This window comes from Luteibacter sahnii, assembly GCF_034063545.1.
GTDB classification, from domain to species: Bacteria; Pseudomonadota; Gammaproteobacteria; order Xanthomonadales; family Rhodanobacteraceae; genus Luteibacter; species Luteibacter sahnii.
Genome location: NZ_JAQLOK010000001.1, coordinates 825,414 through 850,095, shown reverse-complemented (window position 1 = coordinate 850,095; position 24,682 = coordinate 825,414). Strand labels below are relative to the sequence as shown.

Annotated in this window: 22 protein-coding genes; 12 read left to right on the top strand and 10 right to left on the bottom strand. The window is 68.2% G+C overall.

The genetic code is table 11. The annotated features are described in order from the left end of the window. Nucleotides 1–29: 29 nt before the first annotated feature. On the bottom strand, nucleotides 30–1,703 hold the full coding sequence (asnB, locus tag PI246_RS03945) for an asparagine synthase B (protein ID WP_320549982.1): 1,674 nt from the start codon (nucleotides 1,701–1,703) through the stop codon (nucleotides 30–32). A gap of 232 nt (nucleotides 1,704–1,935) precedes the next feature. On the opposite strand from asnB, the gene PI246_RS03940 reads away from it, so the two are divergent. Further along, nucleotides 1,936–2,364, top strand: a complete 429-nt coding sequence (locus PI246_RS03940) for a hypothetical protein (RefSeq protein ID WP_320549981.1) — start codon at nucleotides 1,936–1,938, stop codon at nucleotides 2,362–2,364. Here PI246_RS03940 and PI246_RS03935 read toward each other — a convergent pair. After that, nucleotides 2,328–3,683, bottom strand: coding sequence for a formimidoylglutamate deiminase (locus PI246_RS03935; RefSeq protein ID WP_320549980.1), 1,356 nt, complete (start codon nucleotides 3,681–3,683; stop codon nucleotides 2,328–2,330). The two genes, PI246_RS03940 and PI246_RS03935, sit on opposite strands and share 37 nt — an antisense overlap. A gap of 95 nt (nucleotides 3,684–3,778) precedes the next feature. On the opposite strand from PI246_RS03935, the gene PI246_RS03930 reads away from it, so the two are divergent. The 10 genes from PI246_RS03930 to PI246_RS03885 all read left to right on the top strand — a co-directional run bounded on the left by PI246_RS03930 (nucleotide 3,779) and on the right by PI246_RS03885 (nucleotide 16,074). Then, nucleotides 3,779–5,350 (top strand): GNAT family N-acetyltransferase, encoded by a 1,572-nt coding sequence (locus PI246_RS03930; protein WP_320549979.1) that lies wholly within the window; start codon nucleotides 3,779–3,781, stop codon nucleotides 5,348–5,350. Nucleotides 5,351–5,361: 11 nt separating this feature from the next. After that, nucleotides 5,362–6,756, top strand: a complete 1,395-nt coding sequence (locus PI246_RS03925) for a chloride channel protein (protein WP_320549978.1) — start codon at nucleotides 5,362–5,364, stop codon at nucleotides 6,754–6,756. Continuing rightward, a complete protein-coding gene (gene hutI / locus PI246_RS03920) occupies nucleotides 6,753–7,988 on the top strand; it encodes an imidazolonepropionase (protein ID WP_320549977.1) in 1,236 nt (411 codons plus the stop codon). The genes PI246_RS03925 and hutI overlap by 4 nt, the downstream gene beginning before the upstream one ends. 148 nt (nucleotides 7,989–8,136) lie before the next feature. Continuing rightward, nucleotides 8,137–9,828 (top strand): hypothetical protein, encoded by a 1,692-nt coding sequence (locus PI246_RS03915; RefSeq protein WP_320549976.1) that lies wholly within the window; start codon nucleotides 8,137–8,139, stop codon nucleotides 9,826–9,828. A gap of 17 nt (nucleotides 9,829–9,845) precedes the next feature. Beyond that, nucleotides 9,846–10,562 (top strand): class I SAM-dependent methyltransferase, encoded by a 717-nt coding sequence (locus tag PI246_RS03910; RefSeq protein WP_320549975.1) that lies wholly within the window; start codon nucleotides 9,846–9,848, stop codon nucleotides 10,560–10,562. 134 nt (nucleotides 10,563–10,696) lie between these two features. Beyond that, on the top strand, nucleotides 10,697–10,954 hold the full coding sequence (locus tag PI246_RS03905) for a hypothetical protein (RefSeq protein WP_320549974.1): 258 nt from the start codon (nucleotides 10,697–10,699) through the stop codon (nucleotides 10,952–10,954). 70 nt (nucleotides 10,955–11,024) lie between these two features. Further along, a complete protein-coding gene (locus PI246_RS03900; RefSeq protein ID WP_320549973.1) occupies nucleotides 11,025–11,939 on the top strand; it encodes a hypothetical protein in 915 nt (304 codons plus the stop codon). A 132-nt stretch (nucleotides 11,940–12,071) separates the two neighbouring features. Next, nucleotides 12,072–12,512, top strand: coding sequence for a lysozyme inhibitor LprI family protein (locus PI246_RS03895; protein WP_320549972.1), 441 nt, complete (start codon nucleotides 12,072–12,074; stop codon nucleotides 12,510–12,512). Between the two features lie 12 nt (nucleotides 12,513–12,524). Beyond that, nucleotides 12,525–14,081: a peptidoglycan-binding domain-containing protein gene (locus tag PI246_RS03890; protein ID WP_320549971.1), complete on the top strand. Its 1,557-nt coding sequence runs from the start codon at nucleotides 12,525–12,527 to the stop codon at nucleotides 14,079–14,081. A 202-nt stretch (nucleotides 14,082–14,283) separates the two neighbouring features. Continuing rightward, on the top strand, nucleotides 14,284–16,074 hold the full coding sequence (locus tag PI246_RS03885; protein WP_320549970.1) for a peptide-N4-asparagine amidase: 1,791 nt from the start codon (nucleotides 14,284–14,286) through the stop codon (nucleotides 16,072–16,074). A 70-nt stretch (nucleotides 16,075–16,144) separates the two neighbouring features. Here PI246_RS03885 and PI246_RS03880 read toward each other — a convergent pair whose 3' ends face one another. The 3 genes from PI246_RS03880 to PI246_RS03870 all read right to left on the bottom strand — a co-directional run bounded on the left by PI246_RS03880 (nucleotide 16,145) and on the right by PI246_RS03870 (nucleotide 17,830). Beyond that, nucleotides 16,145–16,300 carry a 30S ribosomal protein THX gene (locus PI246_RS03880; protein WP_320549969.1) on the bottom strand — a complete coding sequence of 52 codons (156 nt, stop codon included), beginning with the start codon at nucleotides 16,298–16,300 and terminating at the stop codon, nucleotides 16,145–16,147. 80 nt (nucleotides 16,301–16,380) lie between these two features. Continuing rightward, nucleotides 16,381–17,346: a cation diffusion facilitator family transporter gene (locus PI246_RS03875; protein WP_320549968.1), complete on the bottom strand. Its 966-nt coding sequence runs from the start codon at nucleotides 17,344–17,346 to the stop codon at nucleotides 16,381–16,383. A gap of 37 nt (nucleotides 17,347–17,383) precedes the next feature. After that, nucleotides 17,384–17,830 carry a MerC domain-containing protein gene (locus tag PI246_RS03870; RefSeq protein ID WP_320549967.1) on the bottom strand — a complete coding sequence of 149 codons (447 nt, stop codon included), beginning with the start codon at nucleotides 17,828–17,830 and terminating at the stop codon, nucleotides 17,384–17,386. 85 nt (nucleotides 17,831–17,915) lie between these two features. On the opposite strand from PI246_RS03870, the gene PI246_RS03865 reads away from it, so the two are divergent. Beyond that, nucleotides 17,916–19,925 (top strand): TonB-dependent receptor domain-containing protein, encoded by a 2,010-nt coding sequence (locus PI246_RS03865; protein WP_320549966.1) that lies wholly within the window; start codon nucleotides 17,916–17,918, stop codon nucleotides 19,923–19,925. A 100-nt stretch (nucleotides 19,926–20,025) separates the two neighbouring features. Here the strand turns inward: PI246_RS03865 and PI246_RS03860 are convergent, their stop codons facing one another. The 5 genes from PI246_RS03860 to PI246_RS03840 form a co-directional block, all read right to left on the bottom strand. Further along, nucleotides 20,026–20,514: a transcriptional repressor gene (locus tag PI246_RS03860; RefSeq protein WP_320549965.1), complete on the bottom strand. Its 489-nt coding sequence runs from the start codon at nucleotides 20,512–20,514 to the stop codon at nucleotides 20,026–20,028. Between the two features lie 17 nt (nucleotides 20,515–20,531). Then, nucleotides 20,532–20,813, bottom strand: coding sequence for a hypothetical protein (locus PI246_RS03855; RefSeq protein WP_320549964.1), 282 nt, complete (start codon nucleotides 20,811–20,813; stop codon nucleotides 20,532–20,534). Between the two features lie 28 nt (nucleotides 20,814–20,841). Next, on the bottom strand, nucleotides 20,842–22,245 hold the full coding sequence (gltX, locus tag PI246_RS03850; protein ID WP_320549963.1) for a glutamate--tRNA ligase: 1,404 nt from the start codon (nucleotides 22,243–22,245) through the stop codon (nucleotides 20,842–20,844). A 91-nt stretch (nucleotides 22,246–22,336) separates the two neighbouring features. Continuing rightward, nucleotides 22,337–23,533: an MFS transporter gene (locus PI246_RS03845; protein ID WP_320549962.1), complete on the bottom strand. Its 1,197-nt coding sequence runs from the start codon at nucleotides 23,531–23,533 to the stop codon at nucleotides 22,337–22,339. Nucleotides 23,534–23,640: 107 nt separating this feature from the next. Then, nucleotides 23,641–24,549 (bottom strand): LysR family transcriptional regulator, encoded by a 909-nt coding sequence (locus PI246_RS03840; protein WP_320549961.1) that lies wholly within the window; start codon nucleotides 24,547–24,549, stop codon nucleotides 23,641–23,643. Nucleotides 24,550–24,682 lie beyond the last annotated feature (133 nt).

The following is a 24,682-nucleotide window of genomic DNA, read 5'->3' as shown; positions in this document are numbered from 1 at the left end:
GCGGGCCTACCGCGCGCAGGGGGACGCCCCTAGGCCGGCGTGAGCGCCTCGCGGTGCACGCCTCGCACGGCGCGACCGGAGGGATCGGCCGACGCGGCGAACGCCGGGTCCCAGGCCAGCGCGGCCGGACTCGAGCAGGCGATCGACTTGCCGCCCGGCACGGTGGCCGCGCAGGCCTCGCCGGGAAAGTGCCTTTCGAAGATCGTGCGATAGAAGAAGGCTTCTTTCGTGGCGGGCGTGTTGTGGGGAAACCGGGCGGCCGCCGCGGCAAACTCGCGGTCGGAGACCACCGCCTCCGCGTGCGCCTTCAGGCCGTCGATCCAGCCGTAGCCCACGCCATCGCTGAACTGCTCCTTCTGCCGCCAGAGGATCGCGTCGGGCAGCGCCCCGTCGAAGGCCTCGCGCAGGATGCCCTTCTCGATGCCCTTGCGCGCGACCATCTTGTCCTGCGCATCGAAGCCCATGGCCACCTCGAGGAATTCGGTGTCCAGGAACGGCACCCGGGCTTCCACGCCCCAGGCGGACATCGCCTTGTTGGCGCGCAGGCAGTCGTAGTAATGCAGCGCATCGAGCTTGCGCACCGTTTCGGCGTGGAATTCCCGTGCGTCAGGCGCCTTGTGGAAGTAGAGATACCCGCCGAACACCTCGTCGGAGCCCTCGCCGGAGAGCACCATCTTCACCCCCATCGCCTTGATCCGCCGCGCCAGCAGGAACATCGGCGTGGAGGCGCGGATCGTGGTCACGTCGTAGGTCTCGATGTGACGGATCACCTCGGGCAACGCGTCGAGCCCCTCCTCGAACGTATAACGGAATCCGTGGTGCACGGTACCCAGCGCCTCGGCGGCGACCTGGGCCGCCTTCAGGTCGGGCGAGCCGTCCAGCCCGATGGCGAACGAGTGCAGGCGCGGCCACCAGGCTTCGGCGCGGTCGTCGTCCTCGACGCGATGGCGGGCGAAGCGGGCGGCCACCACGGCGACCAGCGACGAATCCAGGCCGCCGGAGAGCAGGACGCCGTAGGGCACGTCGGTCATCAGTTGGCGATGTACCGCCGCCTCGAAAGCCTCCCGCAACGCCGGCGGGGCGAGAGCGCGCCCCTGGGTAGCCGCGTAGTCCCGCCATGACGGGTTCCAGTAGCGCACCGCCTCCCCGCGTTCGCTGTCGTAGACGTGCCCCGGCGGAAACGGCGCGACGTCCGCGCAGATCCCGACGAGCGCTTTCATTTCCGAGGCCACGCACAAGCGGCCCTCGCGGTCATGTCCCCAATAGAGCGGGCACACGCCCACCGGATCGCGCGCGATGAGAAAGCGACGCCGGGCCGCGTCCCACAGCGCGAAAGCGAAGATGCCGTTGAGCCGGCCAAGGAAATCCGCGCCGGCGTCGCGATACAGCGCGTTGATCACTTCGCAGTCCGAGCCGGTGGTGAAGGCATAGGGGCTGGCGGCGCGCAGTTCGCGATGATTGTAGATCTCGCCGTTGACGGCCAGGGCGAGGTCGCCTTCCGGCGAGCGCAGCGGCTGGGCGCCGCTGGCGGGGTCGACGATGGCGAGCCGCTCGTGGACGAGGATGGCGCCCTCATCCACGTAGACGCCGCTCCAGTCCGGCCCCCGGTGCCGCTGGCGCTGCGACAGCTCCATGGCCTGCACACGCAAGGCGACCAGGTCATCGCCGGGTGCCAGACCGAACATCGCGAAAATCGAACACATGGCCTTGCTCTCCTGGGGTGGGGTCGTTCGCTGGGGAAAACGCGCAAAGAAAAAGGCCCGCCGGGTGAGGGCGGGCCTTGGGTATGTCGTTGGTTTCGCCTGAAACCGCCTACACGCCGACCCTCCCGCGATCGCGGGGATTATTGGTATTGGCGTTGACGGCGGCGATGCGGATCATGGCTCGACTAGATCATGATTCATGTTGCCGTTGCAATACCCCAAGGAGTCGTCCATGCATCCGTTTCTTGCCCTGGCCCTTCTCGCCACCGCACCGCCGGCGCCCGCCTGGCTCGCCGGCGACTGGGAGCCCTACAGCAATGCGTTCATCGGCCTGGGCATGCTGCGCATCGCGCCGGGGCGGCTGAGCTGGAAAGAATGCCGCGACGTGCCGTATGAGGTGCTGTCGGTCGCCGGCGACAGCGTGACGCTCGCGCTGGCCGACGACAGTCGCTGCCTGCTCGGTGGCGCACCGCCCGCGCGCATCGACAGCGTGCGCCTGACGTTACGCCCCAATCGCTGCGACCTGGGCGTGACCCTCTACGCGACGCCGGCGGCACGCGCGAACAACGTGCCCGATGCCGAGGGCCTCTACGGCAAGCCGGCCTGCCCGTCGGGGCCCGTCTCTCACGCCGCGGCCAATCTTTCGACCACGCCACGGTAGGCCTTCGCCACGCGGTCTTGCGCCGCGTGGGCGAAGTCGCGCACGCGCCAGCGGCCGCCAACCATCACGTCGCGCACCAGCGGCGTGTTGCCGGAAAAGAGGAAACTGTCGAGCGCATCGGCCTCGCCGCGCGCCGCCAGCAGCGGTGAGCGGTCATCGAGCACGAGCAGGTCGGCGCGCGCGCCCGCGTGAAAGCCGGCGATGTCCACGCCCGAGGCGAGCGCGCCGCCGCGCAGCGCCTGCCGCCACAAGGTCTCGCCCACGCTTTCGTCGGCACGACGAGCCACCACGTTTCGATGGCGGGTTACCAGGCGCTGGCCGTACTCCAGCCAGCGCAGCTCTTCGACCGGCGACACTGAGATATGGGAATCCGAACCGATGCCGAGGGTGCCGCCGGCATCGATGAAGTCGGCCAGGGGAAACAGGCCGTCGCCGAGGTTGGCCTCGGTGGTGGGGCACAGCCCGGCCACGGCACCGCTCGCGGCCAACCGACGGGTTTCGTGCTCGCTGAGGTGGGTGGCGTGGATGAGGGTCCAGCGCGCGTCCACGTCGGCATGGTCGAGCAGCCACTCCACCGGCCGGGCGCCGCGCATCGCGAGGCAGTCCTGCACCTCGCCGATCTGTTCGGCGATGTGGATGTGGATCGGCAAGGTCGTCGCCACGCCGGTCGCCAGCAGCGACCGCATGGCGTCTTCGGGCACCGCGCGCAACGAATGCAACGCGATGCCCACGCGCAGCATGTCGTGCTGCATCGGCACCAGGCGTTCGAGCAACGCCACGTACTGGCCGACGTCGTGGCCGAAACGTCGCTGTCGCTCGGACAGGGGGCGACCGTCGAAACCGCCGGTCATGTAGAGCACCGGCAGCAGCGTCAGGCCGATACCGGCATCTTTCGCCGCCTCGACAAGGGCCAGCGACATGGCGGCCGGATCGGCATACGGCACGCCGCGCGGGCCATGGTGCAGGTAGTGGAATTCGCAGACCTGGGTGTAGCCGGCCTTGAGCATCTCGACGTAAAGCTGGGTGGCGATGGCCTTGAGGTCGTCCGGGTCGATCGCCTCGGCGAAGGCATACATCGTTTCGCGCCACGTCCAGAAGCTGTCCTCGCCCGGCCCGCGCCGCTCGGCGAGCCCGGCCATCGCACGCTGGAACGCGTGCGAATGCAGGTTCGGCATGCCCGGCAAAACGAACCGGCCGATACGCTCGCCGCCCGCGGCATCCTCGACGAAACGGCCGTCCTCGACCGCGACGCCCCGTCGGCCCACCTGCCAGGCGGCGTCCTGCCAGAGAAAGTCGGCGGCATAGGTGGCGTGGGGCATGGCGATTCCTTGGTCGGGGCTGCGCCGATGCTACCGCACCCTTCCCGACCGGTCGTCTCCGGGTATCCCCGGCGCAAGCGGCGCATAATAGGCCGATGACCGAGACCCTTCCCGCCCAGAACCCGAAGCTGACGCTTCGTCTCGCCCGCCCGGCCGACGTGCCCGCCCTTGTGGCGCTGACCGCCCGCGTCTACACCGCCGAGTGGGGCCATTCGGCCGAAATGCTCCAGGGCCAGCAGACCCACTTTCCGGAAGGACAGTTCGTGGTCGAGTACGAGGGCATGATCGTAGGATTCTGCGCTACCTTCCGTATCAACGAATCGGTCGCGCTCTCGCCGCACACGTGGATGCAGATCACGGGCGGCGGCTTCGCCTCGCGTCACGACCCCAAGGGCGACTGGCTCTACGGCATGGAGGTCGTGGTGCATCCTGATTTCCGCGGCATGCGCATCGGCCAGCGCCTCTATCAGGCGCGCAAGCGCCTGTGCACCGACCTCAAGCTGCGCGGCATCGTCTTCGGCGGCCGCATTCCCGGGCTGGGCCGCGCCATCGGGCGCTATGGCAGCGCCGAAGCCTACGTGCAAGCGGTGGTCGACGGCAGCCGGCGCGACCCGACGCTGAGCTTCCAGCTGCGCAACGGCTTCGAGGTGATCGGCCTGCTGCGCGAATACGTGCCGTCCGATCACGAATCGCTCGGCTACGCGGCACACCTGGTATGGCGCAACCCACAGCTGCTCAACCACCCTGACACGCCCCGCGTGTCGCAGAGCCATCGCCTGCCCGATTCGGTGCGCGTGGCCTCGGTGCAATACCAGCAGCGCCGCATCGCCTCGTTCGCCGAGTTCGCCACCCACGTCGAATACTTCGTCGACATCGCCGCCGATTACGACGCCGACTTCGTGGTGTTTCCCGAACTGATCACGCTGCAGTTGCTCTCGATCGAGAATGCGGAACTCTCGCCGGTCGACTCCATCCGCCGGCTTTCCGAATACACCGACGAGGTCAAGGAGCTTTTCCACCGGCTCGCGGTGCACTACAACATCAACATCGTCGGCGGCTCGCACCCTACCCGCCAGCCCAACGGCGACATCCACAATGTCTGCTACGTGTGCCTGCGCGACGGATCGGTGCACGAGCGCGAGAAGCTGCACCCGACGCCGAGCGAACGCAACGTGTGGAACATCACCGGCGGCGATACGGCGGCCACGATCCAGACCGACTGCGGCCCGATCGGCGTGATGATCTGCTACGACTCGGAGTTTCCCGAGGTGGCGCGCCACCTCACCGACCAGGGCGCGCTGATCCTTTTCGTGCCCTTCTGCACCGACGTGCGCGAAGGCTACCTGCGCGTGCGCTATTGCTCGCAGGCCCGCGCCATCGAAAACCAGTGCTACGTGGTGCTATCGGGCAACGTCGGCAACCTGCCGGGCGTGAACAACTTCGACATCCAGTACGGGCAGAGCTGCATCCTCACGCCCAGCGATTTCCCCTTCGCCCGCGACGGCATCGCGGCCGACTCCACGCCCAACATCGAGACGGTGCTGTTCGCCGACCTTCGCCTGGAAAACCTGGCCCGTGCACGCAATTCCGGCGCGGTGCAGAACCTGAAGGACCGTCGTTACGATCTCTACCAGGTGCGCTGGGCCCGCACCCCCGAAGGCAAGTAAGCGAGCCATCCGTGCACGAACTCCCCGATAACGAACCCATCCCTTCGTCGCGCAGGGGCCGCCTCCGTGCGCTTGCCCGTCACGAGTGGCTTTCCCCCACCGAATGGCGCCGGCGCATTTTGTTCTGGAGCGGCGCGGTGATCGTCGGCCTGGCCGCGGTGCTGTTCGCGCAGGCGGCCGACTTCGCCTTCGGACTGTTCAGCCGCGTCGCCTCGCACGGCTGGTGGGTGCCGCTGCTCATCACCCCGCCGGTGTTCGCCCTGCTGAGCTGGCTCACCCAGGGCGCGATGAAGGCGACGCGCGGCTCGGGCATCCCCCAGGCCATGGCCGCCCTCAACGTCGAGGATCCTGATTTCCGCCAGCGGATCCTGTCGCTGAAGATCGCCGCCGGCAAGATGGCCCTTACGCTGGCGGCGCTGCTGGGTGGTGCGTCGGTCGGCCGAGAGGGGCCCACGGTGCACGTCGGCGCGGGCCTGCTCTATTCGCTCGGGCGACGTTTCGGTTTCAGCGACCCGACCGCCGCCGGACGGTTCATCCTCGCCGGTTCGGCGGCCGGCCTCGCCGCCGCTTTCAACACACCGCTGGCCGGCGTGGTGTTCGCCATCGAAGAGATGTCCGGTGCGTTCGAACACCGCATGAGCGGCACCCTGCTCACGGCGGTGATCGTTTCCGGCGTGGTCTCGCTCGGCATCCTGGGCAACTACGCCTACTTCGGCGACATCGCCGCGTCGCTCGCCTTCGGCAAGGCATGGATCGCCGTGCTGCTGACCGGCATCGCGGGTGGATTGCTTGGCGGCCTGTTCGCGCGGATGATCCTGCCCGCGGGCACCGGACTGCGTGGCGTCGTCGGCCGCCTGCGCGCCCGCCAACCCGTCGTGTTCGCGGCGGCCTGCGGTCTCGCGCTCGTGCTGCTCAGCCTCCTGAGCGCCAACGGCCTTTTCGGCACGGGCTACGCGCAGGCGCGCGGCATCCTCGAAGGCCACGGCGGCACGGGTCCTTTCTTCGGCGTGCTGAAATTTCTCGGCAATATCGCCTCCTCGTGGGCGGGTATCCCAGGCGGCATCTTTTCGCCCGCGCTCGCTGTCGGCGCGGGCCTGGGCGACAACATCGCCCACCTGCTGCCCGGCGCCGATCCGTCCGCGGTGGTGTTGCTGGGGATGGCCGCCTATCTGTCGGGGGTAACGCAGTCGCCTCTGACCGCCACCGTGATCTCCCTCGAACTCACCGCCAACCGCCAGATGGCGCTGCCGATCATGGCCGCCTGCCTGCTGGCCCGCGCGGTATCGGCGCTGGTCTGCCGCGTGCCGGTCTACAAGGCCCTGGCCGATAACCTCGTGGCGCAATATGAGGAGGAGCGCCGCCGTCGCGACGTACCGGCCGCCCCGGTGGACGGAACCGCGGCATGACGTCCGACAGCCGCTGGGATCACCTGCTGACCGATGTCGGCCTGGCGACGCTCGCCGACAACGGCCATCCCTACGGCGCCGTCGAACACGGCGCGATCGGCTGGCGCGACGGTCGCATCACCTTCGCCGGCCCGCTCGCCGACCTGCCCGCCGCGCCCGACGCGCTGGCCCACCACGTGCGATCGCTTCCGGGCACCTGGATCACCCCCGGCCTGGTGGATTGCCACACCCACCTGGTCTTCGGCGGCGAACGCGCGCGCGAGTTCGAGCAGCGCCTGGAAGGCGTCAGCTACGAAGCGATCGCGCGTGCCGGTGGCGGCATCGTCTCGAGCGTGCGCGCCACGCGCGTGGCGAGCGAAGACGAGCTGCTCGCGCAGTCGTTGCCCCGCGCCCGCGCGCTCCTCGCCGATGGCGTCACCACGCTGGAGATCAAGTCCGGTTACGGCCTCGAACCGGACGCGGAACGACGCATGCTGCGGGTGGCCCGGCGCATCGGCACGGTGCTCGGCGTGGACGTGCGCACCAGTTTCCTGGGCCTGCACGCGCTGCCGCCGGATTACGCCGACCGTCGCGGCGACTACGTCTCGCTGGTCTGCGATGCCATGCTTCCGTCGCTCGCCGGTGAGGGCCTGGTCGATGCCGTCGATGCGTTCTGCGAAGGCATCGGATTCAGCCCGGCCGAAACCGAGCGGCTGTTCGCGAAGGCGCGCTCGCTCGGCCTACCCGTCAAATTGCACGCCGAGCAGCTCTCCGACCTCGGGGGCGCGGCGTTGGTCGCCCGCTACGATGGGCTCTCGGCCGATCACCTGGAGTGGACCAGCGACGACGGCGTGCGTGCGATGGCCGCGGCCGGCACCGTCGCCGTGCTGCTGCCGGGCGCCTACTACGCCCTGCGCGACACGCGTCCGCCACCGATCGACGCATTTCGGGCGCACGGCGTCGCCATGGCCGTGGCCACCGACCTCAACCCGGGCACGTCGCCGCTGCTGTCGCTTCGCCTGGCCATGAACATGGCCTGCACCCTGTTCCGGCTCACGCCGGAAGAAGCCCTGCGCGGCGCCACTCAGCATGCCGCCCGGGCGCTCGACCTGCACGACCGGGGCACGCTCGCCGTCGGCCAACGTGCCGACCTGGCCGTGTGGAACATCCGGCACCTGGCGGAACTGTGCTACTGGATCGGCGGCCCGCTGCTTCGCGAAACGTGGATCGCGGGCGAGCGACGCCCCGCCTGACCGGACTCGGACATTATCCGACCTCATTTTCAGAATCCTTCCATAGATGGTCAGCGCATCGGCGCCTACCATCGCGACGACCTCACACACTCGTTCGGGGTAAGGGATGACACCGGGCTACGGATGGCCGGCATCGAGGATTCGTCGTTTGAAGGCTTTGCCCCCGTTCCCGCCCATGGCGGGACGCCCGCTGTCGCGGTACACCGTCGTTCTGCTCGCGTTGCTGTCCGTGTGCGCGGGCTGTCGCGATCGAGAGGCCGAGGCCGCGCGTTACGCCCGGCAGACGCGCCAACTGCGTGACGCCACCCGCATGCTGGATGCCCTCGAATCGGCCCAGGGCACGGTGCCGGCGGCGTTGTCCGCCGCCCTCGCCACGCCGTCGCGTGGCCTGCGGCCCGATCTCGCCTCGCCCTACCCCGACGATCCATCCGCGCAGGTCCGCGACCCGCGCTGGCTGATGCTCGCCCTGCCGCCCGCGGTCCTGCTTCTGTTTCACCGGTTTCGTCGACGGAGGCGCACCACCATGCCCGACAAGGTGTCCCTCGCCAGCCTGTTCGCCGACAGCGTGCCTCCACCCGTACCCCGGCCGGCGACACGCGCGGCCGCTGCACCCGGGAAAGCCGACGTACCCGCGGAGCCGGTCGCATCCCCGGAGGCGTCCGGGCCCCCGCCGGCCGACGCGCGGCTCTTCGAAGGCCACGCGTCGATGCATCTCGTGGGCGACGCCCGGTATCCCGAACTGCATCGCGCCGGCGATGCCCCCCTGCCCTTCGACACGTGGCGCGACCGGTTGGCGACCCGCTCGATCGACGACGGCCCCGAGGCGACGCTTGCCGCATGGCTGCTGCCCGCACTGCTCGTCGTGCAGGCCCGCTCGGTGAACCGTCGCCATGCCGAAGAACTCCTCGATGAGGCGGAGGCCCTTGCCTCGACCGGCCTCGCCCGCGCGCCCGACGACGCGCGGGCTCCCTGGATCGCGCGCCTCATCCGCATCGAACTCGCACGCATCGAACGGCAAGCCGGCGCCACCCGGCTGTTCGCGCTACGCGCCCTGCAATCCCGCCGCGACACGGATCTCGCCGGCGAGGCGCCCTGCCTGCTCGACGCCTGGATCGACGTGCAGCTGGCCTGGGCCGGGTGGCTGCTCGGTGAAGGCGCGCAGGCCCGGTACGCCGAAGCGGAAGCGCTGTGCGACCGGCTCGCCGCGCTCGGTGGCGACGCGATCGCCCTCGCCCTGAAAAAGCGCGCCGCCGTCGCCCTGCGCCAGGCCGACACGCGACGGGCACCCGACCAGCTCCCTCTGCTGGAGGCGGCGCAAGCCCTGCTGGGTGATGCCTTCGCCCTGGACGACGACGCGCATACGGCGCTACTCATCGCGCGCACCGCGCACCGCCTCGCCCTTACCCTCCCGGCCGATGCCGCCGCCGACGCCTGCTCGCACGCGCTCGTGCACGCGTTCATCGCCGAACGCCATCCGGCCTGGCGGGTCGACGCCCTGGAATGCCGGCTCGCCGTGCAATTGATCTACGAAGGGTTGCCCGGTCGTCGCGCGGAAGGCGACATGGCGGCCTCGCTCGAACGCGAGCTCGTCGCCCTATCGGCGGAATCCCACGGCGCGCGCCTGGCGATGGCCGCGGCGCGCCTGCGCGAGGGCGACTTCGCTGGCGCGTGCGCGCTCTGCGACGCCGCGTGGCGCGCCGGCGCGAACGATGCCCGGCTGTTCGTCCTATGGCGTGACGCCTGCCGGGGCTGGGGTGCCACCGCCAGCGCGTCTGGTCGCGATCGCGAGGCCCTGTCGCACGCCATCCGGCAACTCGCCGTCGCCCGTTCCACCACCTGAGGCTCCCAAGGATGTCGATGCCCGCCACCCCACGCCCTTCACTGCTCGCCACCCGATACGGCGTCGCCGCCGTCGTCGGAAGCGATCCCGCCGCCCGCTCGCTCGAAATCTATGGCGAATGGGCCGAGCACGAAACCGACCTGCTCAGCGGCTTGCTGGATGAGGGAAACACCGTGCTGGAAGTCGGCGGCGACTATGCGGCGCACGCCATGTGGATGTCGCCCGCGGTCGGAGCGACCGGGCAGATCCATGTGGTCGAACCCCATCGGTTACGGTTCCAGCGTCTGTGCGCCAACCTGGCGCTCAATGGACTGGACAACGTGTTCGCCCATCCGCTGTGGCTGGGGCGCGACGCGGACGCTACGCTCGCGGCCGCGCGCGAACCCGGGTCCGTGCGCACGGCCACCCTCGACAGCCTCGCCCTGGACCGGCTCCACCTGCTCAAGGTCAACCTCCCGCATGCCCTGGTGGATGCGATCGCCAGTGGCGAAGCGACCCTACGCCGTCACCGCCCCCTGATCTACGCCCGCCTGTCCGGCCTGAACGAATCGGCGGGAGAGATTGCCGCGATCAAGGCGCTCGGCTACCGGGTATGGTCGCACCTGCCGTTTCTCTTCAATGTCGACAACCATGCCGGCGCCGAAGACAACCTCTTTCCTGGCATCGTGCACCAGAACGTCATCGCGGCCCCGCTTGAGGGCCGCTTCGACTGCACGGGACGAACCGAACTTTAGGACCGCCGGTCAGCCCGCGCGGCCGATTCACGCCGAAAGCGCGTCGGTGTCGCCTACGACGCCCGGACGATTGTGTTCCCCCGTTCAGAGCCGAAGATGGACGAGGGCGCGGATGCCCTTCAAGGAGAACGAGGATGTCGTCGAACAAAGATGCTCTCGCGGAAGCGACTCGCCAGATGCAACAGATCGCCCGCGACCTGTCTGCGCTGGCGCTCCGCCTTCAGGTGCCGGACACGCAGGGTAACGTGGACCTGCAAGGCTCGTACGTTCCCGCCCCGGGTGCCGGCGGCGGCAGCGGCGGCGGCAGCGGCGGCGGTTCGCCTGCGCCAGGGCCGGGCCCTGCGCCATCCGGCAAGTACTGTCCCAACTGCGGCACGTTCGTCAGGTTCTGACCCACGATGCACACCTGGCCGGTGCTCGTGCGGAGCACCGACCAGGTCTCATACGCACAAGGAGCGTGCCATGGACACCCGTCTGATATCGGTGTGGAAACGCGGCTTCGCATTACTGGTCGTGATCGGTCTCGCTGCCTGCGCGCCGCAGGCCAAGCTGTCGTCGGGCGACGCCGGACACGGTGGGCGATCGATATCGCCCACCGCATCGGCCACGGCCGATGACCAACTCGTCGCGTCGCGGCTTCAGGCCCGTTACGACGACACCCGCGCCACGTGCGCATCGAACCTGCCGGCGATCCTCTGCTCGGGCCTGCTGATGAGGGCGACCGTGCGAGGCAACTACGACGTCTGGAACCCCAACCCGGCCAGCGCCCTGAGAAAAGGGGTGTCATTTTCCTGGTTGCGACGCGACGTCGGCTTTTCGGACATCGTGTTCGGCTACACCAACGGCTTCATTTTCATGCCGCCCCTTTCGTCCTCCGGCTATACCGACGTCGAAGTGCTATGCGCCTATGCCTTCGATGCCGACACGTTCAACCGCACGGGCGGCGCCAACGACGGGTGCGCGGCACACACCGCGACGCCCGGCACGAACCCCTGCCAGGCGCAAGGTATCTTCAACGCGGCGCAGTGGCTGGCGCGATTCCAGTACGTGAACAACCGCTATACCCAGCAATGCGCTTTCACGCTGCGCGAAGGGACGCCCGACGCAGGGACGGTGTTCCAGGCCATCGGCGCGATACGCGCGGCGCTGCCGGCATCGTTCGACCTGCATGACGAGATCATGCTGAGCACGTGGCCGCAGAACGACCCGAACATTCCCCTGGAGGCCTTCTTCTACCTTCGCGGGCAGGGAGGACAGGCGCAGGCGAAGGCCAACCAGGCAGACTTCCAGCGAAAAACGGGGCGCCACGTGCCCGTGGTGCGAATCACCCTGCCGAGCGCGCCGGGACGATCGGCGGTCATCGACCTCGGGCCCTGAGGCACCGTTCACGATCAGGAGACGCGCCAGTCACGCATGATTGGCACGGCCGCACGCGTCGGTTAGCTTTTCGGAGCCCCCCGCCGGGATGACCGATGGGCGGCGCCCGATATCACAGGAGTTACACGACGCATGACACCGGTAAAGACCTTCGCCATCGCCGCCGCCCTCGTTCTTCACGCCACCGGCGCCATGGCCGCCGCCAGCACCAGCGACGTCATCAAGCGCCAGGCGCCCCGCGGCATCACGCCCACGTTTTACGCCTGCGTGGACAAGGCCCGGGGCACAACGGACCAGGGCGCCTGCCTCGACGCCGAGAAGAAGGCCCAAGACGCCCGCCTGAACACCGCGTACAAGGCCCTCATGGGCAAGCTCTCCGACAAGGAAAAAGAAAGCCTGAAGTCGGCGGAGAACGCCTGGCTCGACTACCGCACGAAAAGCGGCAATCTCGAGTCTGCCGTGTACGGCGACGAGCCGGTCGCTGACCTGACCGTTACTCAGAACGATATCTTCCGCCTGTGCGACCGCGCGAACGTGCTTGAGAAATATCTCACGGTCGTTAACGACCGCTAACCGGAGACCGACATGGCAGGCATCGACACGCACGACGCCAGTTCGCTGACTGGCGCGACCTACTTCGTCGTCGGTCGCGGTACCGAAGGCGGACCCTCTTCGTATCACCTCTCCATCGCCGGTGTGACCTCCGGGCGCACCGACCCCGGCTGGGGCAACGCCGGCAAGATCGTGGCCGACAGCGGCTATTCGCTGGGAACGATCCAGGTCGATCTCGGCAAGCGCGGCGAATGGCCGCTGGGTGCGATCGCTGACCGGCCGCTCAAGGCCGGCGAAACCACCTACGTCGACGGCATCATCGAGCAGTCGCGTCAGTACGCGGCGGCCCACAAGCTGCCCTACACCCAGGACACGAGCGGCCTGCGCGACGACCTCCTGTCGCACGGCAACGGCAAGGGCAACCGCTCCACGCTGCAGTTCATCGACAAGGACACCCGCGACAGCATCAACGCCTGGGCGTCGTCTGACGACGGGCAAAAGTGGATTCACAAGAACGTCGACTACCCGCAGGTCAAGAACGCCACGAGCGCGGCGATGAACCTCGTCGACACCTACGGCAAGAATATTCCTGACGATCGCCGCCTAGAGACGGTCGCCATCCTTGCCAAGACGGAAAACCAGATTCCGTCGCAGATGAAGCATTTCGAGAAGGTGCTCAAGGACGGCGGCAACTACGACGACGTGCTGGCCAAAGCCAACCAGATCAAGGAAAAGTACCCGTACTACGACGGCCCCAAGGCCGCATCGATCGCCGAACACTACAAGCAGGCGTATGCCGATCCCACGAAGGCGGCCGCGCTGGATCGCGCGCACGTGAAGGTGGGCGATCCGAACTTCAGCCCTGCCGCCTCGGCCAACGACCCTGACATCAACGCGGCGCTCAAGGCGATCGGTACGGCGCCGCAACGTTCGCACGGCGAAAGCCATGGCACGTTGCGCGAGCATTCGCATGGCGCGGCCGTGAAAACGCTGCAGGAAGACCTGGCCCGGCTGGGCTACACCGACGCGAAGGATCGCCCCCTCAAGCCGGACAACGACTTCGGGCCTTCGACCAAGGCCGCGCTTGAGAAATTCCAGGCCGACCGCGGCCTGACACCCGACGGCATCGCGGGGTCGAAAACACTCGAAGCCCTCGCGAAGACCCGCGGCTCGCTCGCGGACGAGCACAACCCGGGCCACGCGATGTACGGACAGGCACTCGGCCAGGTCCGTGCCATCGACGCCGAACGCGGCCGTCCGTCCGACCACATGACGAACAACCTCGCCGCCTCGCTGGCCACCGCCTCACACGCGGCCGGCCTCAAGCAGGTGGACCACGTCGTGATGAGCGACGACGGCAAGCGGGCTTATGCCGTGCAGGGTGAGTTGAACTCGCCCTTCAAGCGCATCGCCGAGGTCGACGTGGCCACGGCGGTGAAGACTCCCGTGGAGCAGAGCAGCGCGCAGTTCCAGAAGGCCAGCGAGCAGCAGGCGCAGGTCCAGCGCCAGCAGGACGTGCCCACGCAACAGGCGCAACCGACGCAGCCGCCGCCGCAACACACCCAGCCTGCGATGGCGCCGCCGCACTGACGACCGCATCGGCGACCGTGTGCGCTTCCGGACGGATGGACGTCCATCCGTCCGGAAGCGACGCCTAAACGCGGCCATGGCGCGGCAATAACTTGCGAATCGCGCGCTTCGAGATGTTGATCGCTCCCCTGCCCTGTTCCCCCACCGCGACGCGATGTACGCTCAGTCGACAGGGGGATATTCTTTTGGGGAGAACGGGCGTATGGCGCTCATCGACGAAGCGGGCCGCAAGGGCCTGTGGTTGGGGTTGACCGGTTGCATCGTGGCGTGTGCGGCGCCCGTGGCGCTGGGACAGGCATCACCGGGATTGACGGTCGGATCCGCAAACGTCGCCGTTGCCGATCCGGGCGTACCGAGGCCGCCGGGCAAGACGTGCACGGTCGAGTTGTTCAACGGTTTCACCTTCCGCGATTTTTCGGACCATCCGTACACCTACGCGCCACCGGTCGGGTGCGGGAAGCGCTGGTCGAAGGTCGTGCTCGAAGCCGATTTCGCGGTCACGGCCGGCCGCCAGTTCGACCGCACGGCATCGTTGTGGCTCGGTGGCGCCAACATCTACTTCGGCACCACGCAGGAGCCCTCGTCCGCCGTGGCGCCGAGCTGGCACATCGAGCGCGACGTAAGCGACTTCGCCAGCCTGCTGGCCCAGCCGCAGACCGGCCAGGCCATCCTGGGCAACGTGGTGGACAGCACCTACACCGGCATCATCAGCGGTTCGGCGCGCCTGGTCTTCTACCCGGCGAACATCCTCGCCCCGAAGGTCGAAGCACCCGACGCCGTCTTCCCGCTGTCGGACGGCACGAACGGTGGCACCGTCGCCCTCAACACGGGCAGCGACCTGCTCTCGCGCACGCTGACCCTGCCCACCAACATCGAGCGTGCCTACCTCGACGTGTTCGCCCAGGGGCAGAGCGGCGACGAGTTCTGGTATTCGTGCGTGCCCGACGCGCTGGCGAACGAGGCCGAGAGTTGCGGCGGCGGTTCCTATCGTGAGGTGCAGGTATCGATCGACGGTCAGCAAGCCGGCGTGGCACCGGTTTATCCGTGGATATTCACCGGCGGCATCGATCCCTACATGTGGCGCCCGACCCCGGGCGTGCAGACGCTCGATTTCCTGCCGTACCGCGTCGACCTGACACCGTTTGCGTCGCTGCTCAACGACGGCAAGCCGCACACCGTTGCCGTCGGCGTCACCGGTGCGAACGGCAACTTCGCCGTCACCGGCAACCTGTTCGTGCACCTGGACCGTGGCCGGAAGATGGTCACCGGCGCCCTCACCGCGAACACGCTGCAGGGCCAGCCCGCCGTGGCCACCGTGGACAATCAGCTCACCGACACCGGTGGCGTCGTCGGCGGCTCGGTCACCACCCGGGCGTCGCGCAGCTTTCGCACGGCGGGCTATGTCGACACCTCGCGCGGCCGGATCGCCACGGAGGTGAACCAGACCGTCGCGTTCCGCAATACGCAGACGTTCACCATCGACCCCACGCGCTACGAGCAAGGCATCGACCAGACCGCCACGGTCGACAGCACCACGAAGACCCGCCAAGGCCCGCTGGGCATCACGGTGACCACCGAGACGCACTTCGACTACCCGCTGCAGGCCAACTTCGCCAACACGTTCGACGGCTCGGGCAACATCGTCAGCGCGCCGAGTTCGGTCACCCAGGGCTTCTCGCGGCAGTTCAGCAAAACGCTGGGCGGCCTGGTGATCTATCGCAGCGACGTCGACAACAGCATCGACACGGCCGACACGCTGAATTTCACCAACGGCGCGGTCTCGGGCCATACCGGCCAACGCAGCACCCAGCAGTTCCGCTTCAGGGACAACCTGGGCAGTTGCTATGGGCGTGACGTCACGACGGCGTCCGGCGTGCTGGCGTCGACCGCCGACGGCGGCGGTTGTGCCCGGGCACGCAACCAGCTCCTGTGGTTCACCCACCCGGACGGCTCGCCCGATACGTCGCGCACCGAAGATCCCGGCGTCTTCTGACCCGGGGCCACCCACGAAAAAGCCCGGCCGTTCGCACGGCCGGGCTTTTTCGTTTTGCCGGAAGAGGCGCTCAGGCCTTCTTGCGCGGAGCCGCCTTCTTCGCGGCGGTCTTGGCGGCCGGCTTGGCGACGGCGGCGCCGGTCACGATGTCCACATGCGGACGCGCGTTGCCGTAGCTGGAACGGTAGATCTTGCCGCGACGGGTGCGACGATCGCCCTTGCCCATGGGAATCTCCTTGATTCGTAAAGTGGAGGAAACGGCCGGCCATCGTATCAGCGGCCACGCAAAGCGCAAGAGCGCGCGGCTCAGTGGGCGTGGGAACGGCTCTTGCCGCAACCCTCAAGCACGTCCGGACAGGCGTCCGGATCGAACTGGATGGTGGCGTGGCCGACCTTCCAGCGCTCGCTCAGCAGGCTCTTCAGCACGCGCAGCACCCGTGCCTGGTCGGCACCGGGGCGCAACTCGGCATGCAGGGTGGCCATGCGCGAGCCGGCGGTCACCTGCCATACGTGCAGGTGGTGGACGCCCGTGACGTCGGGATCGGCCGCGGCCAGGGCACCCTGGATCTCGGCCAGGTCGACGCCGTCGGGCGTGCCTTCGAGCAAGATGTGGCCGGAACGGCGCAACAGCGACCAGGCGCTGCGCAGGATCAGCAGCGACACGAGGATCGACAGCAGCGGGTCGGCCCAGCCCCAACCCAGCCAGCGTACGGCCAACGCGGCCAGCACGGCGGCGACGGAGCCAAGGAGGTCGCCCAGGACGTGCAGGCTGGCGCCGGCCACGTTGACGTCGTCGGGATCGTGGCCATGCAGCAGGCGCAACACGAACACGTTCGCCAACAGGCCCAGCACGGCGACGATGAGCATCACCCCGGAGAGGATCGGCTGCGGCGAGAACAGGCGCTGTATCGCCTCGACGGCGATGAAGGCCACCAAGGCGAACTGCGCGAGCGCATTGACGAAGCCGGCCAGCACCTCGATGCGGCCATAGCCGTAGGTACGGCGGGCATCGGCGGGGCGCCCGGCGAAGCGCGCGCCGAGGAAAGCGAGCAGCAGCGCGGCCGCGTCGACCAGCATGTGGCCCGCGTCGGCCAGCAGCGCGAGCGAACCGGACATGAGGCCGCCGCTGGCCTCGACCACCAGCATGAGCGAGGTGAGCACGAACGCGACCAGCAGCTTTCGCTCGCTGCCGCTTCCCGCGTGGGAGTGGTCGTGATCGTGGGCGTGCGCGTGGCCGTGACCGGCGTGCGAGTGAGCGTGGTGATGGGCCATGGGCGGAAGGCTAGGCAATCGGGCCGCGGTTACACAATCACGGGTGCACGCACGAGGGACCGTGGATGTGCCCCGCATGGCCGCTGCGATCGACGCGCAGGTTCACGAAGTGCGAGGCCGCCACGAGCAGCCCGCCGCAGGTCACCAGCACGCTGTGCACCAGCAGCGAGTCGCTATGCAGGAAGGTCACCCCGAGCACCAGCAGGGTCAGGCCCGGCACGGCCAGCGCCAGCGGCAACCGGCGGCGATGCCGGCGATAGCCGGCATAGAGCGCGGCCGAGGCGAGCAGGCAGGCAAATAGCACGAAGCCAGCCTCGAACCGATGGTCGGCGAGAAACGACAGCCCCACCAGGGGCAGCAGCGCGATCACGAAGGGCAGCAGCGCGCAGTGGATGGCGCAAAGGAACGACGCGGTCGCGCCGAGGCGGTCGGCGGCGTGCCACCAGCGGCGGCGCGTGCGGGATGCGGGAAGCTGATCGGTCATGGAGGCCATAGCGTGACGAGTTGCACGGGTGGAGGCAAGTAATGATACTTTATAACATTGCGAACATGAATCGATGGAGCACCCGATGCGACGAACCCTCCTTGCCCTGCCCCTCGCCGCGACGCTCGGTACGGCCCTGCCCGCGCTTGCGGACGACGCGCCACAGGACGCCACGACGGTCGCCCAGGACGGGGACGCCGCCGGCAAGGGCCGTCGGCACGCCGACAAGCTCGACGCCATCGTCGTGAACGCCGTGCCCCTGGGCCAGCGCGCCGACCAGATCGTGGCCCCGGTAGCGGTACTGGCCGGTTCGGCGCTGGATGACGCCAAGGGCGTGTCGCTGGGCGAGACGGTGTCGTCGATTCCCGGCGTGCAGACGTCGGCCCTGGGCACGGCCGTGGGCCGCCCGGTGATCCGCGGCCTCGACGGTCCCCGCGTGGCCGTGCTCGAAAACGGCCTGTCGTCGCAGGACGTCTCCAACGTGAGCCAGGACCACGCCGTCACCCTGGAGCCGTTCCTCGCCGACCAGATCGAGGTGCTGAAAGGCCCGGCCACCTTGCTCTACGGCTCGGGCGCCATCGGCGGGGTGGTGAACGTGGTGGACGGCCGGGTGCCCGAGAAGGCGCCGGAGAACGGTTTCGCCGGCCGCGCCGAAGTGCGGCACGACTCGGTGTCCGACGGCCGCACCGGCCTGGCCCGCTTCGACGCCGGCAACGATACGTTCGCGATCCATGTCGACGGCATGCATCGCGACAACAGCGATTACGACATCCCCGGAGGCACCCTGGCGAACAGCGCCGTGAAAACCACCTCCGGTGCGGTCGGCGCCTCGCTGCTGGGTTCGTGGGGCTACCTGGGCCTCTCGGTCTCCCGTTTCATGGATCTCTACGGCAGCCCGGCCGAGCCGGGCGACGCCGCCGAAGGCGAGGATCCGGTGCACATCAAGATGGCGCAGACCAACTACACGCTCAAGGGCGGTCTGGTGCAGCCGTTCGACGGCATCGCCCGGATCGAGTTCAGCCTCGGTCACGGCGCCTACCAGCACGTGGAATACGAAGGCACCACGCCAGGCACGACGTTTTCCACCGACAGCAACCAGGGCCGCGTGGTGGTCACCCACGATGCGCTCGCCGGCTGGGAAGGCGCGTTCGGCGTGCAGACCCAGCACCGCAACTTCGCCGCCGTGGGCGAAGAAACCTTCGTGCCGGCCACGACCACCCAGGGCGTTGGCGTGTTCCTCACCGAACAGCGCGAGTTCGGCCCGGTGAAGATCGACCTGGGCCTGCGTCACGACCGGCAGAGCGTGCAGCCGGACAACGGCGCGAAACGCCGCTACACCCCCAACAGCGCCTCCGCTGGCGTGGCGTGGCGCTTCGCCGAACGTTGGCACCTCTCGCTCAACCTCGACCATGCCGAGCGTGCGCCGTCCGAAGAAGAGCTCTTCGCCAACGGCCCGCACGAAGCCTCCAACACCTTCGAGATCGGCAGCGACCTGCGCAAGGAAACGTCCAACCAAGCCGAACTGGGCCTGCATTTCCACGGCGATGTGGTCGAAGGCAAGGTCGCGGTGTATCACAACCGCTACAAGAACTTCATCTACCTCGCCGACACGGGCGAGGTGGAAGACAACCTGCCGGTTCGCGTGTGGTCGCAGAACGACGCGACGTTCCGCGGTGCCGAAGCGGAAGCCACGTTCCATCTCGCGGAGGGTCCCTCGGGTCATTGGGACCTGCGGGTATTCGGCGACACCGTGCGCGCCACGCTTACCGACGGCGGTAACCTGCCGCGCATTCCCGCGGGTCGAGTCGGTTCCACCGTGAGCTGGAAAGCCGATTCGCTGCGCGCGAGCGTGGGCGCGGTGCGCTACATGAAGCAGGACAAGGTCGCCGCCTTCGAAACCGATACGGCCGGCTATACGCTGGTGAACGCGCATGTCGCATGGACCTTCGTCAACGACGAGCGCAGCCAGTGGGAAGCCTTCGTCGACGGCAACAACCTCACCAACCGGACCGCACGTCCGGCCACGTCGTTGTTCAAGGACGTCGCGCCGTTGCCGGGTCGCAACGTGTCCGTAGGCGTGCGCGCCTACTTCTGAGTTCCCGGTCCAACGACCTCCTCCTCCCTCCCGGCGGACCGGAAACACGAAGGGGTGCCACAGTGATGCGGCACCCCTTCGCTTTTTTCCACCGAGCGCGTCAGCGGCAGTTCTTGCAGATGCCGTGCACTTCGAGCGTCTGCGCCTGCGGGCGAAACCCCATCGCCTCGGCCTGGGCTTCGATCAACTGGGCCACGCGTTCGTCGCAGACCTCCTGCGCGCCCTGGCAGATGTCGCAGATGAGAAAGGGCACCTGGTGCGACTCGGCCGGGTGATGGCAGGACACGAAGGCGTTGATCGATTCGAGCTTGTGGATGAAGCCGTTTTCGAGAAGGAAATCGAGCGCGCGATACACCGTGGGCGGTGCGGCGTTGCCGTGTTTTTCGCGCAGGCGGTCGAGCAGGTCGTAGGCTTTCACCGGCTTGCCCGCGCTGGCCACCAATTCGAGTACTTCGCGGCGCAGGGGCGTCAGGCGCAGGCCGCGCTCATTCGACGCATGCTCCACCGCGGCGACGAAATCGCCCGGCGTGTCGTGATGGTGATGGCGGTGGGCGGTGTCGGTCACGGCGGGGTCCTCGTGTGCCTGCATCCTAACATGAGGACGTTTCAGCGATTTTTCGAGCCCGGCAAAGGAGGCGGGCGCACGGCGCGGCGTGGCAGGAAAGGCACCACCCAACCGAACGGGCCGAACAACAGCGTCGCGCCCAACGTGGCCGCAAGACGGCCCCGCCATGCGCCGAGCGCGACGGCAACCACGAGAAACACCCCCTGCCAGAGGATGAGCTGGCCCCACGGCACCAGCCGCATCAGGTTCACGAAGATCGTGACGAACGCGCCGGGGTCACCCGGCTCGACGCCTTGCGTGGCTTTGGCAAGGAGTTCGTCCATCGGGCCGGCCGCGCGCCGAAGGCTTTGATCAGGCCGCGACGCGGGCGAGCGCGTCGTCGATGCGGCCCAACGCCCCCTCGCGCCCGCACAGGTAGATGGTGTGTTCGATCGACGGCGACACCTGGGTGCCGGTCATAGCCACGCGCAACGGCGCGGCCACCTTGCCCATGCCCAGGTCGAGCGTCGCGGCGACGCGCTCCACCGCGCCATGCACGGCCTCGGGCGTCCACTCGGCCAGGGCCGCAAGTTCGGTCTTGGCCGTCGCGAGTGCCGCCGGTGCGCTGTCGGTGCGCAGGTGCTTGTCGACCGCCTTGTCGTCCCAGTCGACGATCGGGCCGTACCAGATCTTCGCCCGCTCGGCCATGTCCTTGAAGTTCTGCACGCGGTCGCGCAGCGCCACCACCACGTCGGCCGGTCGTGGCCCCGTCGATGCGTCGATACCGATCTTGTGAAGGTGCCAGGCCAGTTCAGGGCCGAGCGATGCCGGATCGTCAGTCTTGAGGTAGTGCTGGTTGAGCCACGACAGCTTGGTGAGGTCGAAGCGCGAGGCCGCCTTGTTGACGTCGGCGATGTCGAACAGGCCGATCATCTCCCGCTGGGAGAAGATTTCCTGGTCGCCATGCGACCAACCCAGGCGCACGAGGTAGTTGAGCAGCGCGTGCGGCAGGAAACCGTCGTCGCGATACTGCATGACGCTGACCGCACCGTGTCGCTTGGACAGCTTCTGGCCGTCCGGACCGAGGATCATCGGCAGGTGGGCGAACTCGGGAACGGGGGCGCCCAGCGCCTTGTAGATGTTGATCTGCCGCGGCGTGTTGTTGACGTGGTCGTCGCCACGGATCACCTCGGTGATACCCATGTCGATGTCGTCGACGACCACGGCGAAGTTGTAGGTGGGAAACCCGTCGGAGCGGAAGATCACCAGGTCGTCCAGCTCGTCGTTGGACCATTCGACGCGGCCCTTGACCTTGTCGTCGAACACCACCGAACCGGTCGCGGGGTTCTTGAAGCGGATGACGCGGTTCGGATCGTCGCGATACGGCTCGTTGCGGTCGCGGTAGTAACCGTTGTAGCGCGGCTTCGTGCCTGCCGCCATCGCGGCGTTGCGCATGGCCTCGATCTCGTCCTTGCTCTCGTACGCGTAATACGCCTTGCCCTCGCGCAACAGCTGCTCGGCGACCTCGCGGTAACGATCCATGCGCTGGGTCTGGTAGTAAGGGCCCTCATCGGCCACGAGCCCCAGCCACGCCATGCCGTCCAGAATCGCCTGGACGGCCTCCTGCGTCGAACGCTCGCGATCGGTGTCTTCGATGCGCAACACAAACTCGCCACCGCGACGACGGGCCTCCAGCCAGCAGTAGAGCGCCGTGCGGGCGCCGCCGATATGCAGGTAACCGGTGGGACTGGGGGCGAAACGGGTGCGAACGGTCATGGAGGCTTCGGATGAGGGAGGCGATCCGGGATTTTAGCGTATGGGAACGCGGCGGATGGGAATCGCCCCTCGTGCGCGGCCACCTCGCACGTCAGGCCGCCGTCCGCCGCATGCGCCGGACGATCGGCATGGCCGCGAGCGCCAGCACGGCGATGGCAGCGGCGACGTAGCCCAGGCCACCCTGGCCGACGTGCGTGATCGTGACGCCACCGGCCACCGCGCCCAGGCCGATGCCCGCGTTGGCCGCGGACACGTTGAGCGTGCCGGCGAGCGCCTGCGCGTGCGGCGCCGCGCGCATCACCCTGACCTGGCAGATGGGGTACAGCGCGGTATTGGCGATGCCCCACAGCACCAGCCCGCACAGCAGGCCGGGCAGTGTCTGCGCCAGCGCCATCGTCAGGACCAGGCCCACCGCGAGGACCAGGGTGAAGACGCCCGTGATGACCAGCGGCGAACGGTCTAGCCAGCTTCCGCCCAGTCCGTTGCCGATCAGTCCGACGGCGCCGAAACCCATCAGCCACCAGCCGACATGGCCGGCGGGGACACCCGCCAGGCGTTCGAGGATGTCGGCCAGGTAGGTGTACGCGGTGAAGTTGGACGTGAAGATCAACGCCGACAAGAGCACGTTGGCGACGAAGCACCCGTCCTTGAGGATCGCCGCCTGAGTGCGGAGGCTGCTGCGCGACGGCATCTCCTGCGGTGGCATGGCGAACCGCAGGATGAGGCCGGCCAGCGCCGACAGCCCGGCCAGGAGCCAGAACGCGCCGCGCCAGCCGAGGCTGCCGGAGGCGAGCGTACCGATCGGTATGCCGAACAGCATGGCTGCCGAAATGCCGAGGTAGACCGTGGACACCGCCTTGCCCGCCCGGTCCGGCCCCGCCAGCCTGGCGGCCGTATCGCTCGCCGTGCCCCAGAACACGGGCAACGCCAGGGCGGGCACGATGCGGCCGATCGCCAGGATCCACACGTTGGGCGCAAGCGCCGCGACCGCGTTGGACACGGCAAACACGCCCAGGATGGAAACGAACAGTCCACGACGCTCGCGATGCGACAACCAGGCCGTGAGCACGGGCCCGAACACCATGACCACCAGGGCGAAGGCGGTCACCAGTTGGCCGGCGGCGGCGATCGACACCCCGAGGTCGCGCGCGATCGCGGGCAAGAGCCCGATGATCAGGAACTCGGTGGTGACGATGGTGAACGCGGCGATGGCGAGAACGACGGTAGACGCCCCTCCCGTGCGCGAGCCTGACCGGGACGACCCGGCCGACGCGGTTGAGATCCTCATGCAGTACTCCGGACAACGACTGCATGCAGTCTATTGGCGAATAGAAATCCCTTTAAGGATCAATATTCGGCAACGAGTGGACTGTATTTCCACAATAAAGGATCGGGTCAGATACGCAGGCGATCGGCCAGATGCGCCAGCAGCGCGCTCACCTTCGGCAGGTTCTGTCGACGGCGCAACCAGAGCAAGTAGAGGGGAAGGCCCTCGACGGCGAACGACGGGAGGATCGGGACGAGTTCGCCCCGCGCCAGATGATCGTCGATGAGCCATGTCGACAGTTGCGCCACGCCGAGTCCACGGCCTACGGCGTCGACCAATGCCTCGGCACTGCCCACCGCAAGCCGGGGCACAGGAAACACATGCTCGGCCGGACCGCCGTCGCGGCTGACGAACCACGGCGAGAGGGTGCCGTCGGCGCGTCGATAGACCAGCGCATCCAGGTCGTGAAGCGACTCGGGCGTATCGGGCACCGCGCCTTTTCCCGCGAGGTAGGACGGCGAGCAGCAGAAGATCTTGCGCTCGTGACCCAGGTAGCGATAGCCGATCGCTGGTGGCCAGGTGTCGCTGCCACCGATGCGGACGGTCACGTCGATGGCGTCGGCCACGGGATCCACGAAGCGGTCGGTGAACGAGACCGCCGGATGCACGGCGGGGTAGCGGTCCATGAACTCGAACAGGGCCGGCATCGCCCTGAGCTTCCCGTACGATGCCGGCAGGTCGATCCGCAGGCGGCCCACGGGCATCGTGGCCTCCGCTTTTACCGCCTGCTCGGCGTCTTCCAGGTCCATCAGGACACGCAGGCACGTGCGATGGAATGCCTCGCCGGCGTTGGTGAGCGCCAGCCGGCGCGTGGTCCGCTCGAACAGTTTGACGCCCAGCCGCTGCTCGAGGCGGGCGACCGACTTGCCGACCGCCGAATTGGTGAGGTTCAACCGTTCGGAGGCCGCGGTGAAGCTCCCGGACTCAACGACGGCGACGAAGACGTCGAGCCCTTTCAGACGCTCAGAGCCGTGCATGGCGATCACCCGCGCAGGGGCGCGCGACGCAGGAGGATACGGACGGACGATTCACTATCGCAGGGGCTGGCGTGACATCGCCTCATCGTAGTGATCGCGGTGGCCGACCTCAACGACGCGGCGTGGCCGTGTC

Excerpts from the sequence above, each read along its gene's own strand:
- PI246_RS03905 (WP_320549974.1), top strand. The coding sequence starts at position 10,697 with ATGTCGTCGAACAAAGATGCTCTCGCGGAAGCGACTCGCCAGATGCAA.
- hutI (WP_320549977.1), top strand. The coding sequence starts at position 6,753 with ATGACGTCCGACAGCCGCTGGGATCACCTGCTGACCGATGTCGGCCTG.
- PI246_RS03910 (WP_320549975.1), top strand. The coding sequence starts at position 9,846 with ATGCCCGCCACCCCACGCCCTTCACTGCTCGCCACCCGATACGGCGTC.
- PI246_RS03880 (WP_320549969.1), bottom strand. The coding sequence starts at position 16,300 with ATGGGCAAGGGCGATCGTCGCACCCGTCGCGGCAAGATCTACCGTTCC.
- PI246_RS03885 (WP_320549970.1), top strand. The coding sequence starts at position 14,284 with ATGGCGCTCATCGACGAAGCGGGCCGCAAGGGCCTGTGGTTGGGGTTG.
- PI246_RS03865 (WP_320549966.1), top strand. The coding sequence starts at position 17,916 with ATGCGACGAACCCTCCTTGCCCTGCCCCTCGCCGCGACGCTCGGTACG.
- PI246_RS03895 (WP_320549972.1), top strand. The coding sequence starts at position 12,072 with ATGACACCGGTAAAGACCTTCGCCATCGCCGCCGCCCTCGTTCTTCAC.
- PI246_RS03890 (WP_320549971.1), top strand. The coding sequence starts at position 12,525 with ATGGCAGGCATCGACACGCACGACGCCAGTTCGCTGACTGGCGCGACC.
- PI246_RS03870 (WP_320549967.1), bottom strand. The coding sequence starts at position 17,830 with ATGACCGATCAGCTTCCCGCATCCCGCACGCGCCGCCGCTGGTGGCAC.
- PI246_RS03930 (WP_320549979.1), top strand. The coding sequence starts at position 3,779 with ATGACCGAGACCCTTCCCGCCCAGAACCCGAAGCTGACGCTTCGTCTC.
- PI246_RS03840 (WP_320549961.1), bottom strand. The coding sequence starts at position 24,549 with ATGCACGGCTCTGAGCGTCTGAAAGGGCTCGACGTCTTCGTCGCCGTC.
- PI246_RS03935 (WP_320549980.1), bottom strand. The coding sequence starts at position 3,683 with ATGCCCCACGCCACCTATGCCGCCGACTTTCTCTGGCAGGACGCCGCC.
- PI246_RS03845 (WP_320549962.1), bottom strand. The coding sequence starts at position 23,533 with ATGAGGATCTCAACCGCGTCGGCCGGGTCGTCCCGGTCAGGCTCGCGC.
- asnB (WP_320549982.1), bottom strand. The coding sequence starts at position 1,703 with ATGTGTTCGATTTTCGCGATGTTCGGTCTGGCACCCGGCGATGACCTG.
- gltX (WP_320549963.1), bottom strand. The coding sequence starts at position 22,245 with ATGACCGTTCGCACCCGTTTCGCCCCCAGTCCCACCGGTTACCTGCAT.
- PI246_RS03860 (WP_320549965.1), bottom strand. The coding sequence starts at position 20,514 with ATGCAGGCACACGAGGACCCCGCCGTGACCGACACCGCCCACCGCCAT.
- PI246_RS03900 (WP_320549973.1), top strand. The coding sequence starts at position 11,025 with ATGGACACCCGTCTGATATCGGTGTGGAAACGCGGCTTCGCATTACTG.
- PI246_RS03940 (WP_320549981.1), top strand. The coding sequence starts at position 1,936 with ATGCATCCGTTTCTTGCCCTGGCCCTTCTCGCCACCGCACCGCCGGCG.
- PI246_RS03855 (WP_320549964.1), bottom strand. The coding sequence starts at position 20,813 with ATGGACGAACTCCTTGCCAAAGCCACGCAAGGCGTCGAGCCGGGTGAC.
- PI246_RS03875 (WP_320549968.1), bottom strand. The coding sequence starts at position 17,346 with ATGGCCCATCACCACGCTCACTCGCACGCCGGTCACGGCCACGCGCAC.